This window comes from Clostridium sp. UBA871 (genome assembly GCF_002295255.1).
Taxonomy (GTDB): domain Bacteria; phylum Bacillota; class Clostridia; order Clostridiales; family Clostridiaceae; genus Clostridium_J; species Clostridium_J sulfidigenes.
Map to the genome: position 1 here is coordinate 62,085 of NZ_DBFV01000002.1, position 15,236 is coordinate 77,320.

The 15,236-nt window shown below is 28.6% G+C and carries 13 protein-coding genes and 1 pseudogene; 9 read left to right on the forward strand and 5 right to left on the reverse strand.

Going from position 1 to position 15,236, the window contains the following annotated elements; genetic code table 11:
• Positions 1-176: 176 nt before the first annotated feature.
• Together B3086_RS00395 and B3086_RS00400 are read left to right on the forward strand one after the other, a co-directional pair.
• Entirely contained in the window at positions 177-3,104 is a 2,928-nt protein-coding gene (locus B3086_RS00395; RefSeq protein ID WP_346892561.1) for an insulinase family protein, read from the forward strand.
• Between the two features lie 62 nt (positions 3,105-3,166).
• Positions 3,167-3,679: pseudogene (locus tag B3086_RS00400) on the forward strand (nicotinamide-nucleotide amidohydrolase family protein); the annotation flags it as partial.
• A gap of 32 nt (positions 3,680-3,711) precedes the next feature.
• Here B3086_RS00400 and B3086_RS00405 read toward each other — a convergent pair.
• From B3086_RS00405 to B3086_RS00420, 4 genes are all read right to left on the reverse strand, one after another.
• Positions 3,712-4,983: a S8 family serine peptidase gene (locus B3086_RS00405; RefSeq protein ID WP_346849197.1), complete on the reverse strand. Its 1,272-nt coding sequence runs from the start codon at positions 4,981-4,983 to the stop codon at positions 3,712-3,714.
• 144 nt (positions 4,984-5,127) lie between these two features.
• Positions 5,128-6,018 (reverse strand): selenium metabolism-associated LysR family transcriptional regulator, encoded by an 891-nt coding sequence (locus B3086_RS00410; protein ID WP_346849198.1) that lies wholly within the window; start codon positions 6,016-6,018, stop codon positions 5,128-5,130.
• A 112-nt stretch (positions 6,019-6,130) separates the two neighbouring features.
• Entirely contained in the window at positions 6,131-6,562 is a 432-nt protein-coding gene (locus B3086_RS00415; RefSeq protein WP_346849199.1) for a DMT family transporter, read from the reverse strand.
• Positions 6,563-6,695: 133 nt separating this feature from the next.
• A complete protein-coding gene (locus tag B3086_RS00420; RefSeq protein WP_346849200.1) occupies positions 6,696-7,244 on the reverse strand; it encodes a hypothetical protein in 549 nt (182 codons plus the stop codon).
• A gap of 340 nt (positions 7,245-7,584) precedes the next feature.
• On the opposite strand from B3086_RS00420, the gene B3086_RS00425 reads away from it, so the two are divergent.
• From B3086_RS00425 to B3086_RS00450, 6 genes are all read left to right on the forward strand, one after another.
• Positions 7,585-8,841, forward strand: a complete 1,257-nt coding sequence (locus B3086_RS00425; protein WP_150844350.1) for a UDP-N-acetylglucosamine 1-carboxyvinyltransferase — start codon at positions 7,585-7,587, stop codon at positions 8,839-8,841.
• Between the two features lie 40 nt (positions 8,842-8,881).
• Positions 8,882-9,667, forward strand: coding sequence for an MBL fold metallo-hydrolase (locus B3086_RS00430; RefSeq protein WP_346849201.1), 786 nt, complete (start codon positions 8,882-8,884; stop codon positions 9,665-9,667).
• Positions 9,668-9,808: 141 nt separating this feature from the next.
• Positions 9,809-10,399 (forward strand): GerMN domain-containing protein, encoded by a 591-nt coding sequence (locus B3086_RS00435; protein WP_346849202.1) that lies wholly within the window; start codon positions 9,809-9,811, stop codon positions 10,397-10,399.
• Positions 10,400-10,482: 83 nt separating this feature from the next.
• The gene (locus B3086_RS00440) at positions 10,483-10,980 is read left to right on the forward strand and encodes an SEC-C metal-binding domain-containing protein (protein ID WP_035134596.1); all 498 of its coding nucleotides are present in this window, start codon (positions 10,483-10,485) and stop codon (positions 10,978-10,980) included.
• A 124-nt stretch (positions 10,981-11,104) separates the two neighbouring features.
• Positions 11,105-11,746, forward strand: a complete 642-nt coding sequence (locus B3086_RS00445) for a lactate utilization protein (RefSeq protein WP_346849203.1) — start codon at positions 11,105-11,107, stop codon at positions 11,744-11,746.
• A gap of 302 nt (positions 11,747-12,048) precedes the next feature.
• The gene (locus tag B3086_RS00450) at positions 12,049-13,383 is read left to right on the forward strand and encodes an FAD-dependent oxidoreductase (protein ID WP_346849204.1); all 1,335 of its coding nucleotides are present in this window, start codon (positions 12,049-12,051) and stop codon (positions 13,381-13,383) included.
• A gap of 125 nt (positions 13,384-13,508) precedes the next feature.
• Here B3086_RS00450 and B3086_RS00455 read toward each other — a convergent pair whose 3' ends face one another.
• A complete protein-coding gene (locus B3086_RS00455; protein ID WP_346849205.1) occupies positions 13,509-14,366 on the reverse strand; it encodes a fused DSP-PTPase phosphatase/NAD kinase-like protein in 858 nt (285 codons plus the stop codon).
• A gap of 280 nt (positions 14,367-14,646) precedes the next feature.
• Between B3086_RS00455 and rlmH the strand changes: the two genes are divergently transcribed.
• Positions 14,647-15,126 (forward strand): 23S rRNA (pseudouridine(1915)-N(3))-methyltransferase RlmH, encoded by a 480-nt coding sequence (rlmH, locus tag B3086_RS00460; RefSeq protein WP_346849206.1) that lies wholly within the window; start codon positions 14,647-14,649, stop codon positions 15,124-15,126.
• The last annotated feature ends 110 nt before the right edge of the window (positions 15,127-15,236 follow it).

Genomic DNA, 15,236 nt, shown 5'->3' on the forward strand with positions numbered 1-15,236 from the left:
ATATAGTATATATAAGATATACTTTAAGTAGGAGTTATAGCGCTTTTCCATAGGGAAAGGTACTTATAAGTTATTTAAAATTTATATTAAAATATAATAATGAATATTAAAGTTTGGGAGATAAATAATAGTAGTACTATTAAAAGATAAAACAATAAAATAGCAGGAGGAGAAAGATGAATTATAATTTAGGAAAAATATATCATGGATTTAAGTTGCATAGAGAAGAAAAGGTTGAAGAAATAAATTCTATAGCTAGAGTTTTTACACATGAAAAAACGGGGGCAAAATTATTACATCTGGAAAATGATGATTCTAACAAAGTATTTGCAATAGGGTTTAAAACACCACCAAGCGATGATACTGGAGTTGCTCATATATTAGAGCATAGTGTATTATGTGGTTCACGCAAATTTCCTACAAAAGAGCCCTTTGTAGAACTTATAAAAGGATCATTAAATACATTTCTAAATGCTATGACCTTTAGTGATAAAACTATATATCCACTAGCAAGTAAAAATGAAAAGGACTTTTTTAATTTAATGGATGTATATTTAGATGCAGTGTTTTATCCTAATATATATAATACAAAGGAAATTTTAATGCAAGAAGGTTGGCATTATGAATTAGAAAATGCTGAAGATGAGCTAACTTATAAGGGTGTAGTTTATAATGAAATGAAAGGAGCCTTTTCATCACCAGATGGAGTGTTAATGAGAGGAATTCAAAAATCTTTATTTGAACATAATACCTATGGATTTGAATCAGGTGGAGATCCAGAATTCATACCAGATTTAACTGAAGAGGAGTTTTTAGGATTTCATAGTAAATACTACCATCCATCTAACAGCTATATATTCTTATATGGAGATGGAAACTTAGATGAAAGATTAGCATTTATTAATGACAATTACTTAAGCAATTTTGAAAAAAAGGATATTGATGCTGAAATATTACCAGAGAAGCCTTTTAAAGAAATGAAAGAGGTTGTAACAGAATACTCTATTTCTAATGAAGATAATGAAGATGAAAAAACTTTCATGGCATTAAACTTTGTTACTGGAGAATGTACTAATGATGAATTATATATTAGTCTAAGTGTTTTAGAATATCTTTTATTAGAAACTCAAGGAGCTCCATTAAAACAAGCAATCCTTGATGCTAATCTAGGAAAGGATGTATATGGAAGTTTTGATAATGGGATTTTACAACCGGTATTTAGTATAGTACTTAAAAATAGTGATGCAAATAAAAAAGAAGAATTTAAGAATGTAGTGTTTGATACATTAAAATCTTTAGTTAAAAATGGAATTGATAAAAAACTAATAGAGGCATGCATAAACATTACAGAATTTAAGTTAAGAGAAGCAGATTTTCAGGGCATGCCTAAAGGGTTATTCTATTATATGACAGTTATGGATAGCTGGCTACATGATGGAGATCCTTTAATTCACTTAAAATATGAAAAAAATATGGAAAAAATAAAGAAAGCACTAACTTCAAATTATTTTGAACAACTAATTGAAAAATATATATTAAACAATAATCATAGCTCATTAATAGTATTAGCGCCTAAAAGGGGTTTAGCAGATGAAAAGGATAAAAAATTAAGAAGTGGATTAAAGGAATATAAAGAAAATCTGTCTGTTGAGGAAATACAAGACATAATTAATGAAACAAAGTCTTTAATAAATAGACAAAATACTCCTGATCCAGAGGAAATATTAGAAACAATACCAGTATTATCTATAGATGATATAGACCAGAAAGTTGAAGAATTGAGTGTTATAGAGGAGGATGCTTCCGGAGTGAAGCTACTTCATCATGATGCATTTACAAGTAAAATTGCTTACTTAGATTTTATGTTTGATAACAGAACCATAGCACAAGAAGATATTTCCTATCTAAGTCTATTAACCACACTACTAGGCAAAATTAATACTAAAACCTATAGTTATGTAGATTTATCTAATGAAATACTAATTAATACAGGTGGAATATATTTTAAAAATGAAGTATATGGCGATAGTAAAGATGTCCTTAGATATAGTACTTACCTTGAAGGACATTGTAGTGTAGTAGTAGATAGAGTTCCAAGAGCTTTAGAAATATTGGCAGATATAATTAAGAATACATCCTTTGAAGATAAAAAGAGAATAAGAGAACTTATAAGAGTTTTAATATCAAGAATAGAAATGAAGCTTATGGATAGAGGACATCAAGTTGCAACTACAAGATTAGGAGCTTATTTCTCTCCTGCTTATGAATATATAGAAAAAACTTCAGGATATGAGTATTATAAATTCTTAAAGGAGATAGAAAATAACTTTGATGATAGAATAGATAGTGTTATTTTGAAATTTCAAGCTATAATGAATAAGGTATTTAATAAAAATAGTTTAATAGTGGCAGTAACTGGTAAAGATGAAGAAGTTAGTGCTGTAAAGAAGAATGTTTCAGAGATATTAGAAGTATTATCTGATGAAGAAGTACAAATTAATAAGTATAGTTTCCATGAAGAAAACAAAAATGAAGGAATGCTTACTCCATCTAATGTTCAATATGTGGCAAAGGGATATAACTATAAAAAATTAGGATATGAATACACAGGAAAGTTATTAGTGCTAAAAACTATAATTGGCATGGATTATCTATGGAATAAAGTTAGAGTACAGGGTGGAGCTTATGGAGCTTTTGCTAATGTAGTGAGAAGTGGTAATTTTATGTTTGCTAGTTATAGAGACCCTAATATAAAAGAGACCTTAAAGACTTATGATAATGCAGCTAAATACTTGGATAATTTTACAACTACAGATAGAGAGATGCTAAAATACATTATAGGAACTATAAGTGAACTAGATATGCAATTAACTCCATCCATGGCAGGAGATGCAGCAGTTAGCTATTATATAAGAAGAATATCTAAGGCGGATAGACAGCAGGAAAGAAAAGAAGTGTTATCTACTACAGTTAAGGATATTAATAACTTCTCAAAATTAGTAGCAGATGTTATGAAGATGAATTATATAGTGGTTCTTGGTAATGATGGTAAGATTAAAGAAAATAAAGATGTATTTAAAAACTTAGAAAATGTGTTTAACTAAGGGGGGAGAAATTTAATCAGAAGTTATAATTTACTTATGAATTCTGATTAATATTAATTATGATAAATGATAGTATATATGGAGAAGGAGAGATCGCTCTAGAAGATGCAATAGGAGAAATGCTAGTTAATAAGGGTTTAACTATTTCTACTGCAGAATCATGTACAGGAGGAATGGTTGTAGCAAGATTAATTAACTATCCTGGTATATCAAAAAGTTTACTTGAAGGAGTAGTAACCTATAGTAATGAAGCCAAAATCAATAGAATTAACGTAAAAAGAGAAACTCTTGAGAAATTTGGAGCTGTTAGCCATCAGGTAGCAGCTCAAATGGCTGAAGGAATAGCGAAGACTTCAGGAGCTGATATAGGAATATCAACTACAGGAGTAGCAGGTCCAGGTGGAGGAACTGCTGAGAAACCAGTAGGAAGAGTATATATAGGATTATATTATAAAGGCAAGGTTACAACAAAAGAATTAAACCTTTCTGGAGATAGGCAAGAAATAAGAGAAAAATCTACTATAAATATTTTAGATATGTTAAGAAATGAATTATTAAATGATAAATTAATATAAAAAAGTAAAGCACCCATGTAAATGAGGGTGCTTTACTTTTTATGTTTATGCTTATTTTTATTATCCTTATTAATTAAAATAGAAGACAAATCAGTACCAATTAAGTTGTTAATATTTATATATCCATTACCTTGTTTATATTTTTTATCATTTATCAAGGTTGAATTTATTCTCAATAAAGTATATATATCATCAAAGGTAAACTCGTTGTTTATTTCAAATAATAGTGCACAGATACCTGCTATAAAAGCACAGGATATAGAGGTTCCACTACGAATAGTATAAGGTGATGTAAGAGGTGGGGGATATATTTTTTCACCATCTTTCTCAGATATATAATTACAGTCAGTGTTTAAAGATATAATATCATCACTGGCAGCAACAAAATCAGGTTTTTTTAATATTTTATTAGAGCCGCAACAGGAATAATCACTTATTTTATAAGTAGAATTTGTATCTATTCCACCTATTGTAAGCACTTTATCAGATAGAGCAATACCTTTTATAGTATCTTCTTTATCTTCATTATTACCAGCAGGTACAACTATTATTATGTTTTTATTTCTAAGTATAGTAAAAATTTTATCATATAGAGATAAAATAAACTTATTTAAAGTAGTTATTTCAAAAGGTGCACATACTATTTTTATATTAAATTCATCAATACTATTATATAAACATTCCAAAGCAAATAAAGTAGCTGAAATATACCCTTTACCAAGCTTATTAAAGGCTTTTACCATAACTAAATGGCTATTAACAGCAATGCCATGCTGTTTTACTTTTTTATTTGTACCTTCTCCACATATTAATCCAGAAATAAAAGTCCCATGACCATTGTCATCATAAGGGTATGTTGAACCATTAATTATATCAATAAATTTTTTTACTTTATTTGATGGGGTAGATAAATCTATATGTGGATACACGCCGCTATCAATAATACCAATACCTATGCCTTTACCGGAAACCTCTTTATTTTTTAACACTTCAAATCTTTTATTGTCTAAAAAAATTCCATTGGCATGAAGGATATTTTTGTTGCATAAAAATGCTATGTCGTCAATGCATATATATTTGACTTCCGGAAGCTCTATAATTCTTTTAATAGCTCTTTTGGTAGCAAGTACACATAAACAATGCAAGGATTTAATATTATACAAGACTTCACCTTTTGAGGATTTAATGTTTTTCTCTATTGAATTTTTAATGCTACCATATTTAATTATTATTCTATATCTATTATAAATATCATTATCCATCACATTTTTGAGAGTTGGATCAAGTTTTTTATTAAAAAGCATAAAATACTCCTTATATACTTATTACACTTATTAGTATATGTAAACTAGGAGTATTTGTTAAAGCTTTTATTTATTATAAAAATAAAAGCTAAGATTAAGAATTTTTATATTCTAATCTTAGCTTTTAAAGCTTTGTAAATTTTATTATAAATTATATATGTTCTTACACATAGAGAAAAATGCTCTTGCAATAGGAGTAAGAGTTCTTTTAGAACTTACTATTAAGAAAAGATCTCTTCTTAAGTCTACATTTTCTACTCGACTTATACACATGTTACCACTAATAAAGCCATCATCACATAGGCTTTTACTAATTATAGAAATTCCTAATCCTAGATTAATAAGTTTAAGTTGAGCATGTACACTATTTACCTCACAAAGAACTTTTAATTTCTTAGGATCTATTTTGTTAGCATGAAGCTGAGATTCTAAAGTATGTCGAGTGGCAGATTCTTTTTCTCTTATTATAAAAGGATATTTTATTAAATCATCAATAGAAATAGTTTCAGGTAAATTTAATTTAGGATTAGAAACAATAACAAGTTCATCTTCCATTATCTTATAACTATTTATTTTTGAATTATCTATGATTGTACCAACTAAACCAATTTCACATTTAAGATCTATAATATCTTTAATTATAGATACAGAACCTTGTTCTTTAATGTTAAATTTAACGTTTGAGTAGAGTTCACTAAAGGTTGAAACAAGAGTAGGTAGTAAGGAATTGCATGGAGTAGTGCTAGCAGCAATGTTTAAGACACCAGTAATATTATTATTGAAGTTAGATAGATCGGTGATAGCATTATTCCTTAAATTTATAATATCATTAGCATATTGTAGAAAAGATTCTCCTACAGGTGTAAGATTAACTTCCTTAGATGTTCTATCAAATAATTGAATATTAAGTTCTTTTTCTAAACTAGAAATATGAGAACTTATAGTAGGTTGAGATAGGTAAATAGCATTTGCAGCCTTAGAAAAACTTCTAAGTTTAGACACTGTAATAAATGCTTCTAATTGTTTAAAATCCATAGTCTACCTCCTATTAATAATAATTTAAGATTTAATAATTCGATTTATATGAAAAAAGATTTCTATTTGAGAACAGTTAAAACTCCTTACGAAAAAATAGAAAAGATAGAAGCTATCCTTTCCATTTAAAAACTATAATTCCAACTATCATTATGACAACACCGATGCATTCTCGTATTCCATATCCAGCTTCAGTAGAGCCAAACCAACCAAAATGATTGATAAGTGCAGCTGCAATAAGTTGGGCAATAAGAATAGTTGCTACAGCTATAGCCGGACCAAGACTAGACATACCCTTAATTACTGTAAACGTAATAACAGCACCCAATACTCCGGCCAAAAGGTAAAGTTTGTTAGCATCTTTTAAATTTCTAAAGGTACCGTCACCTGCAAAGAATAACACTATTAGGGCAGTTATAAGTGCAATAGCTTGGGTTAATACTGTGGTCTCCCATAGTCCAATTTTTTTTGAGAGTTCTGTATTAAATACACCTTGAACACTCATAGTTACCCCTGCAATTATTGAGAAAATTATACCCAACATAAAAACTTTCACCATCCTTTTAAAGATAGCTTACCCTAATATGGATATAATTATTTAAAATTTAAGGGGTATATCTTCGCTTAATTTTATTAATTATAAAGTTAAAATCATAGAAAAGAAATTGTTTTTAATATTAAAACTCTTTTAAATCATAACTTTTAACTAAGGTATCCCTTCTATTGTTGAGTTGTTTCCAAATCTCGATTTTATTTATCTTAGTAAAATTAAACAAATCAGTTTTATCTTTATTTTCATCTAAGGTAAATAAGTCATTTGAATAAGCCTTTCTAATTGCGTTGTTAGCATTAGAAATAGGCATGTTAAAATAGGATAGTGTTGAGAAATCTTTAACACTTATACCATGAGTATTAAACATGTCAAACATGCTTCTAGATATCTTGTTTATGTATCCTTTATCTTTAACTTTTAAGTTTACGGTATTAGATGTATCGTTAATGAAAATGTCATTATCAATTCCAACTTTAAATTTTTTATAAGGAGATAAAATTTTTGAGATTATCTCATCTAATTTATCAAGCTCTGTATTAGAGACAGAACCTAGAGGAATGTACAAATTAGATATGTTTTTATACAACTTATATTTCTTATTTAAAAATTTTTGGATAGATATAATGTCATCAACAGATTTATCATCCACCAATGCAACTAAATAATATTTCATTTTTTCCTCCCGAATGTAGATTTTTATTATAAAGTATTATATCATTATAAAATACTTTAACGCTACAATTAACAGTATTATAACATATAATAATAGGTTATAATAGACATATATAGTTAATTATATTTTTACTTTTATATGTATATAAAAATAAAAATTAAAAATTACACTTATAAATTTAAAATTTTTATTAAAATATACGAACATTGTGATATAATTATAATTATGAGATTTTAACATTTAAGAATTAGGTTTAATTGACATAGATATAGATAGACATGGAATTAAGTTAACATATGTAAAGTATGGACATTATATAAATAGTGAGGATGATACCTGTATGGAAAAATTAGTTATAAATGGAGGCAATCCATTATTTGGAAATGTAAATATTAATGGCGCAAAAAATGCAGCTGTAGCAATTTTACCAGCAGCAATTTTAGCATCTAAGGGAGTTTGTACAATAGAGAATGTTCCTAATATAGAAGATATAAATTGTTTAGAAATTATTTTAGAATATTTAGGATGTAAGGTAGAATCAAGTTGTAATTCAATAAAAATTGATAGCACAAATATAGTAACAACCAATGCTACAATCCCAGAAGTAAGGAATATGAGAGCATCCTATTACTTATTAGGATCATTATTATCTAGATTTAAAAAAGCTAGAGTAGAACTTCCAGGGGGCTGCCCTATTGGAGATAGACCAATAGATCAGCATATCAAAGGATTTGAAGCCTTAGGAGCTACAGTTACCATAGAACATGGTGCAGTAAATCTGGTTGCAGAAAAATTAGTTGGAACAACTATATATTTTGATGTAGTTAGCGTAGGAGCTACTATAAATATCATGCTTGCAGCAGTTCTTGCGGAAGGAACTACAGTTTTAGAGAATGCAGCAAAAGAACCACATGTAGTAGACGTGGCCAACTTCTTAAATACTATGGGGGCAAATGTAAAAGGTGCTGGAACGGATGTAATAAAGATTACTGGAGTAGAGGAACTTTCAGGATGTAATTATTCAGTTATACCAGATCAAATTGAAGCTGGAACCTTTATGATAGCAACAGCAGCTTGTGGTGGAGATGTTACATTAAATAATGTAATACCAAAACACTTAGAATCTATTTCAGCAAAGCTTTTGGAAATGGGTGTAGAAGTTATAGAAGATGAGGATAAAGTTATAGTTAGAAGTGGAAATAACCTTAAAGGTGTAAATATAAAGACTTTACCATATCCAGGATTTCCAACAGATGTACAACAGCCAATGAGTACTCTTTTAACTATGGCGCAAGGAAGAAGCATTGTAAATGAAAGTATATATGAATCAAGATTTAAGCATATAGATGAGTTAAAGAAGATGGGTGCAAATGTTAAAATAGAAGGTAGAATAGCTATAATAGATGGAGTTAAAAATTTATCTGGAGCTAATGTTAAAGCTACAGATTTAAGAGCAGGTGCAGCTTTAGTTATTGCAGGTCTTTCAGCCCAAGGAAAAACTGAAGTTGAAGGCATTGAGCATATAGATAGAGGATATTTGTATATAGAAGAAAAATTTAAAGCTTTAGGTGCAGATATTAGAAGAGTAAATATATAAGTTTTATATGTATTTTAGATACTAGATTGAGGAGATAATTATGAAATTTTGCCCATTATTTAGTGGTAGCAGTGGGAATAGTATATTTGTATCAGAAAACAATAGTAACATTCTAGTGGATGTGGGAATGCCAGGTAAGGCTATCGATAAAGAATTAGGGGACATAGGTATAAATCCTAATTCTATACATGGTATATTTATTACTCATGAACATTCAGATCACATTAAAGGGGCCGGAGTATTTTCAAGGAAATACGATATTCCTATATATGCACCAAGTCTCACCTGGGAAGCCATGGATGGGAAAATCGGAAGTATTAAGGAGAAAAATATAAAAATAATTGATGGTAAGTTTACTGAAATTAATGATTTGACCATAGAGAATTTTCCTATACCTCACGATGCAGTATGCCCTAGAGGTTATAGAGTACATGGCTCTAAAAAATCATGTTGTATAGCTACTGATTTAGGTCACTTTTCTATAGAAGTAAAAATGGCACTAGAAGATAGTGATATGATTTTAATAGAGAGTAATCATGATATAGAAATGGTTAAATTTGGACCATATCCATATCCATTAAAGCAAAGAATACTAAGTGCAAAAGGACATTTATCCAATGAAGATTGTGGTAAAGCTATAGTAGATATTTTAAAAGGAAATCACAAAACTATATACTTAGGGCATCTAAGTAAAACAAATAATTATCCGGAGCTTGCTTATGAAACTGTAGCAAGTGTATTAAGGGAAAACAATATTAGCGTAGAAAAAGATATAGAATTAAAAATGTGCAATAGAGATAGGCATAGTATATTATCAGAAATATAAACAGAGTTCTTAGCTTCTTTGAAGCTCTAGAAATCGTTATCCAGGGACGTAGCCACTCTTTACTCCAACTTTGAAGAATATGGTAGTATTAGAGTGGGTAGCCATCGGATAAAAAGTTTGGTTAGTAATAGGAGGTGTAGAATGAAAAAGAAGACCTTTAGTTTAGTATTAACAATAACAGTAGTTGTAATAGCACTAGTTGTAGGCGGAATTTACCTTACAAAAACTATGAGTATAAAGAAAGATAAGGCAAGTATAATAAGTAAAGAGAAACTTGAAAATACTAAAGGAGCTACAGAGGATGATGGCTATATTGATATAACTTTATATTTTGGAGGAGATGCTGAAAAGTCCGAGCTCATAAAGGAAGAGAGACTAATTAATAGTGAGGATTTAATAGGTGAGATGATCATGCAAGAACTCATCAAAGGGCCAGCTAAAGTTAGTGAAAAAAGCAAGCCTATTTTACCAAAGGAAACAAGACTTTTAAGTTTTTCTATTAAGGATGGCATAGCAAATATTAATTTAAGCCCAGAAGCTATGTTTCAAATGTCTGAAGTTCAAGAAGTAACAATACTTAAGTCTATATCAAACTCTTTGAGTCAGTTGAAATCTGTGAGTAAAATAATGATTACAGTAAATAATCAAGGTGTTGAAAGTTTAGGTGGAAACTATAATATATCAAAACCATTTACCAAGGATGAAATAGTTACTTTAAAAATACAGAAATAATATATTATTGAAAGATAAATAAAAATTTATTATAATTAATAAAATAGATAAACAAATTTTGTTATAAAGAAGGAGAAAATAACATGAGCATATATAGCAATTGGACAAATTATGTTGTAGAGTATGTAAAAGAAAATGGAGAACCTGCATTTTGGAAAGAGTATGCAAAGGTTGAAAAATCAATATATACAAAAGCCTTAGCAATTGATGGCGGTGTTATTAGTGGAAAGTTCTCTGAATTAGTTAAAGAGTTTGACGTTAATGAAATTTACTTTATGGGATTCTTAGATGGAATAAATGAAAGTATAGATAAAGAATTAGATCTTGAAGCTATAGAAAGTGATTCAGAAGTTAGCTTCAAAATAGATTATGAAAAACTATACTTCAATATGCTTGATTCTAAAGCAGACTATCTTTATACATTATCACAATGGGATAGAATATTCTCACCAGAAAAAAGAAAAGAGATACAAAAAACTTGGAGAGAATCAAAAACAGTAATAAATGAAGTTAAAGTAGGTAGAAATGATGCATGTCCTTGTGGAAGTGGTAAAAAGTACAAGAAATGTTGCGGAAAATAATATAAACATTAGCCCTAGTGAATTTTTTATTCATTAGGGTTTTTTATATATGTATTATTGTAAGATATTCTATATATGGCTATGATATAATTAATTATATGATAAATTTACAGGGGGATTGTTTATGGATAAAAATATGAAATGGCTAAAGGAAAGTAGGGTTAATAGTACAATTAATTCACTTAAAAAGAATGGTATGAATGGCTATTTAGTAAATAGTCATGAAGAACTCATTGAGAAAATTAATGAACTTACCAATGATGGTGATACAGTAAGTTGTGGTGGTTCAATGAGCCTATTTGAAACTGGAGTTATTGATTATTTAAGAAGTGGAAAATATAATTTCCTAGACAGATATGAGGATGGGTTAAGTAAGGATGATTTGAAAAAATTATATAGAAACACTTTCTCTGCTGACGTATATTTTACTAGTACTAATGCAATTACAGAAAAAGGAGAGTTATACAATGTAGATGGCAATGGAAATAGGGTAGCAGCTATGTTATATGGTCCAGATAAAGTAATAATCATAGCAGGAATAAATAAAATTGTAGAGAATATTGAAGAAGCCATTAAGAGAAATGAAAGAGTATCAGCACCTGCAAATTGCAAAAGATTAAATAAAGTTACTCCTTGTGTAAAGGTAGGTCATTGTATGGATTGTTCAAGTGAAGATAGAATTTGCAATGAATATACTATAATAAGAAGACAGGGAAATAAGGATAGGATACATGTAATTTTCTTGAATGAGGAATTAGGATATTAATTAAAATACGAATATTAGAGTAAGTGCTTTGGCAAAATAAGTTAGTCTAAAATATTTTGCTAAAGCACTTTTTTATAACTATATGAAAAATAATGAAAATTAAAGAAAAGTTAAGAGAATGAAAGCTTATCTATCTATATATACTAATAGCATGGTTGAATAAAATGATATTTGAGGTAAAATATTATTAGATAATGATTGTTAAATAACAAACGTTGTTATGAGATTATAATTAAATAACTTTTAGAATATAATATAAGAATAAATTTTATTTAGGTGTAAATTATAGGAGGTCATGTATTATGAAAATTGCAGTAATAGGATGTACACACGCAGGAACAGCAGCGGTAGTAAATGCAAAACAACTTTACCCAGATAGTGAGATTACAGTTTATGAGAGAAATGATAATATATCTTTCCTTTCTTGTGGAATTGCTTTAAGTGTATCTAATGTAGTAAATGAACCAGAAAAATTATTTTATAATTCCCCAGAAAATTTAAATAACCTTGGTATAAACATGAGAATGAATTATGATGTAACTGATATTGATATGGATGAAAAAATAATCACAGCTACAAATTTAAAGACTGGTGATATAGTAAAAGAAAAATATGATAAATTAATTTTAACCTTAGGATCGTGGCCAATAGTTCCTAATTTTGAAGGAAGAAACTTAAAAAATATATTACTATGTAAAAATTATAGTCATGCAAAAACAATTATAGAAAAATCAGCTGATGCTAAGAATGTAACAGTTGTAGGAGCTGGATATATAGGGGTAGAACTTGCTGAAGCCTTTGAAATGAAAGGTAAAAATGTAACCCTAGTTGATGCAGAAGACAGAATAATGAGTAAATATCTTGATAAAGAATTTACAGATATAGCAGAGAATGAATTTAAAAAACGTGGAGTAAAACTAGCTTTAGGTGAAAAAGTTCAAAGGTTTGAAGGAGAAAATGGTATAGTATCTAAGGTAGTAACTGATAAAGGAAGTCGTGAAGCAGATTTAGTAGTACTTTGCATAGGATTTATACCAAGTACAAGTTTAATAAAAGGAAAATTAGACACTCTTCCAAATGGAGCAATAATAATAGATGAATATATGAGAACTAGTGTTAAAGATGTATTTGCAGCTGGAGATTGCTGTGTTGTAGAATATAATCCAGCAAGGGATAAGAGATATATTCCTCTTGCAACTAATGCTGTAAGAATGGGAACCTTAGTTGCTAAAAACCTAGTAAACCCAACTCTTAAGTATATGGGAACCCAAGGTACTTCAGGAATAAAGATATATGATAAATGTATAGCATCAACAGGGTTAACAGAAGAGGTTGCTAAGAAAACCACATCTATGGAGATTGACTCAGTAATGGTTAGTGAAAATCATAGACCAGAATTTATGCCAACCTATAAGGAAGCAACCATAAAGCTTGTTTATGACAAAGCTACAAGAAGAATTCTTGGAGGACAGATTATTTCTGATGAAGATTTAACTCAACACATGAATACCCTATCTGTAGTAATTCAAAATAACATGACCATAGAAGAACTGGCAATGACAGATTTCTTTTTCCAACCACACTTTAATAAACCATGGAGCTTATTAAATACTGTAGCTCTTAAAGCACTAAAGTAATATATAAGTTATATTATATATAATTTAAAAATAACTCATCATAATTAATATGGTGAGTTATTTTCATAGTAAAATAGATTGCTTTGATAAATTTAATAAAAGTAATGAGATAACAGTTAAAGTTTCTATGAAGTCTGTTTATTAGAGTTAGATTCGCTGGACTTACAATTATTATAAAAATTATTTAAAAAATTATAAACTTCTCCTGAATAAAATTTATCACTAGTATTTTTATCCATCTTGGACAATAAGACTTGGCGAGTAATAATATCATTTAGATTAACTTCTTTACAATTTTTCATAATATCGTACATTATCATAAAAGTCGTAGTTCTTTCAAGTCCTTCATTGCCATGGAAATGAAGCCAGCTGCCTTCAGGTTGATTTTTTACAACTTCCATAAAATAATTTACCATAGCCTCTGTAGGTAAATTTTTATATGTTACAGGAATACGAATATAAGATAATGAATAAGCTTCAGACTGCTCAGTTTCATTTTGAACCTTTGAAGGTATAATTACATCTTTAAAACCCTCTAAAGCAATAGGTTTATTAAGTGGGATAGATTTTAATCTAGAGTTTTCATCAGCAATGATTTCATTTACTGTTAAGCCTCTATTTGCATCGTTGTTAGCATTTTGCCAACTTACAGGAATCCCATCAATAAATCCATGGGATTCTTCTCTTAAGTCAATAATAGTTATAGGCACATTACCTATAGACTTCTTCATTAAAGGAACTCCAGTTTTAGAAAATTGACCACTACCAGAAATATTAAGCTTATCTAGACCAGACAAATTTATATTTTCTGAAGGAGTAATTTTATCTGTGCTCTTTCTAAAATATTTTGGTAATTCAAAAGCAGTTGGAGAATCAACCATTAACTTTACATCTGGAATAGGAGTAGCATAACATACAACATAATTAAAGGATAGAATTATAGTTAAAAAAGCAAATAAATTAATCTTTAAAAATTTTTTCATATTTAGACACCACCTATATAATATTTAATTAGTATCTATTATAATTTTACCTATGACATTCTAAATTATTCATAGTAAAATATAGGTATTATTGGTGTGGTGCTAGTATAGTTTATTGTAAAACTATACAAATAGATTAATATAAAACTATTTAAATATGGAACTATAAAACTAGAAAAATAGTTAACTATTTGTTCTGTTCATGCGGGTTTCAGAGATTTTACTGCTCAAATAGTATTATGAACTTATTAGTTAAATTAAAAAATTAGGAGGATGTTTAGTGAATATAACATTAATAACTGTAGGAAAAATAAAAGAAAAATATTTAAGAGATGCCATAGATGAATATTCTAAAAGATTATCAAGATACTGTAAGCTTGAAATAATAGAACTTCAAGATGAGAAAACACCAGATAATGCATCAGAAAAGGAAGAACTTCAAATAAAGGATAAAGAAGGTCAAAGCATATTATTAAAAATTAAAGATAATGCTTATGTTGTAGCCATGGATTTAAAAGGAAAACAAATTTCATCTGAAGAATTTGCAAATTTCATAGATAACTGTGGATTAGAAGGAAACTCTAATTTAGTTTTTATCATAGGAGGAAGCTTAGGTCTATCAGATCAAGTTATAAAAAGAGCTAATTATAAAATATGTTTTTCTAAAATGACCTTTCCCCATCAATTGTTCAGAGTAATGCTTCTAGAACAGATATATAGGGGATATAGGATAATAAAGGGTGAACCGTACCATAAGTAAAGGCGGTTTAAAAAAGGTATTAAAAAGGCTTATATATTGAAATTTGATATAAGCCTTCTTTATTCAAATTATTAGATTTCTAATATGTGCCTACTATTTTTTTAATTAAG

What these genes read in the sequence shown, in the direction of transcription:
- B3086_RS00405 (WP_346849197.1), bottom strand. Translation starts at nt 4,983, where the DNA reads ATGCTTTTTAATAAAAAACTTGATCCAACTCTCAAAAATGTGATGGAT.
- B3086_RS00450 (WP_346849204.1), top strand. Translation starts at nt 12,049, where the DNA reads ATGAAAATTGCAGTAATAGGATGTACACACGCAGGAACAGCAGCGGTA.
- B3086_RS00445 (WP_346849203.1), top strand. Translation starts at nt 11,105, where the DNA reads ATGGATAAAAATATGAAATGGCTAAAGGAAAGTAGGGTTAATAGTACA.
- B3086_RS00440 (WP_035134596.1), top strand. Translation starts at nt 10,483, where the DNA reads ATGAGCATATATAGCAATTGGACAAATTATGTTGTAGAGTATGTAAAA.
- B3086_RS00425 (WP_150844350.1), top strand. Translation starts at nt 7,585, where the DNA reads ATGGAAAAATTAGTTATAAATGGAGGCAATCCATTATTTGGAAATGTA.
- B3086_RS00395 (WP_346892561.1), top strand. Translation starts at nt 177, where the DNA reads ATGAATTATAATTTAGGAAAAATATATCATGGATTTAAGTTGCATAGA.
- B3086_RS00420 (WP_346849200.1), bottom strand. Translation starts at nt 7,244, where the DNA reads ATGAAATATTATTTAGTTGCATTGGTGGATGATAAATCTGTTGATGAC.
- B3086_RS00430 (WP_346849201.1), top strand. Translation starts at nt 8,882, where the DNA reads ATGAAATTTTGCCCATTATTTAGTGGTAGCAGTGGGAATAGTATATTT.
- B3086_RS00455 (WP_346849205.1), bottom strand. Translation starts at nt 14,366, where the DNA reads ATGAAAAAATTTTTAAAGATTAATTTATTTGCTTTTTTAACTATAATT.
- B3086_RS00415 (WP_346849199.1), bottom strand. Translation starts at nt 6,562, where the DNA reads ATGTTGGGTATAATTTTCTCAATAATTGCAGGGGTAACTATGAGTGTT.
- B3086_RS00435 (WP_346849202.1), top strand. Translation starts at nt 9,809, where the DNA reads ATGAAAAAGAAGACCTTTAGTTTAGTATTAACAATAACAGTAGTTGTA.
- B3086_RS00410 (WP_346849198.1), bottom strand. Translation starts at nt 6,018, where the DNA reads ATGGATTTTAAACAATTAGAAGCATTTATTACAGTGTCTAAACTTAGA.